The sequence below is a fragment of the Oleiphilus sp. HI0128 genome, from assembly GCF_001635365.1.
This window is the reverse complement of the sequence record NZ_LWGG01000176.1, coordinates 1-1,202: the sequence shown is the minus strand read 5'-3', so window position 1 is coordinate 1,202 and position 1,202 is coordinate 1. Positions and strand designations below refer to the sequence as shown.

Sequence of the window (1,202 nt, the reverse complement as noted above, 5' to 3'; positions counted from 1 at the left end):
CGTCCATTCTAGCCCCCATAAGTTCGAAGCCTTTGTTTACCTTTTGTTCCAACAACTTGAATTCGCCTTTCAGGCCGACAAACTCGCCTCTTAGGCCTGTAAAGTCACCTTTCAAATCAGAAAACTCACCTTTCAAATCAGAAAACTCACCTTTCAAGCCAGCAAATTCACCTTTCAAGCCAGCAAATTCACCTTTAAGGCTTGCCACACTATCGGTCACTTCATTTAATTTTTCATCTAAATGATTGATATGATTATATTGCGACTTAAGCAGCAGTGTATTGATATCTTCACTACTTAGGCCCTCACCGTTTGAGAAGCGGGTTTCAATCTCTTCGAGTTTGGGCTGTATCATTTGAATTAGCATATCGTCCACTTTTGTTTTATCCATTCTCTTATCCTCCTTGATAATCATTGGTAAAAGCCTTGTCGTTAGACTAAGCGAATAATAGCATGACAGGCCTGCTTTTACACTTCACAAGCCCTAGTATCGATACTCCCATGAGACCGAAGCAGCTAAGCGCTCTACATACGTAAACGCTGTATCAACGTCTTTACTTAGGTAAGTCAGCCCTGCTTTGAAACGGCCATCAAAGATGAAACACTGGTGATAAAATTCCGCCATATAAAGTGATTGAGCACTCAGAGAAACCCCATTTCCTCTGACGCCACCATCTTCATTTAACTGTAAATAGCTGGCACGCGCACTCCAAAGCGAACCATCACCATTTTGAAGACTCATCCCGAAGGACAAAACCTCTGAGTCATTATCAAAACTAGCACCAAGCGTACGCCCATGATAGCGATAGCCACTTTCATAAAGACTATGTTCATAGGTGGTATTATAAAATACTGTCTCAAAGCCATCCGCAATGGTATTTGCGTATTCCAACTCGTACTTTAGGAAAGCGCTATCTTCTAGTGTTTGGGAAAGTTGAACGCCCGCTTGATGGGTGCGTCGCGATGGCATATAGCCCGCTTCGTCTTCACCAATTGTTTGTGCGTGGAAGGCCGCACCCAGCGTATCAGTCAATGCAAAGCCATAACGTACATCGAAGCCAGCCAACTGATTCCCCGCTTGCTTGGCTGTATTTTCACCCTGCGAAGTAAGCGACTTCCAGAAGGTAGACAAGTCTTCATCACGCCCTTCTCCACCCCACTGCATCGCACGGGACATACCAAATTCAAGACCTTTCAACGGC

General features: G+C 44.3%; 2 protein-coding genes. Both read right to left on the bottom strand.

Going from position 1 to position 1,202, the window contains the following annotated elements:
* Positions 1-391, bottom strand: a 391-nt coding sequence (locus A3763_RS02290) for a hypothetical protein (RefSeq protein ID WP_197482700.1), incomplete at its 3' end; no start/stop codon positions are given.
* A 93-nt stretch (positions 392-484) separates the two neighbouring features.
* Positions 485-1,202 (bottom strand): capsule assembly Wzi family protein (locus tag A3763_RS02285; RefSeq protein ID WP_231872075.1); only part of this gene is annotated, 718 nt, incomplete at its 5' end.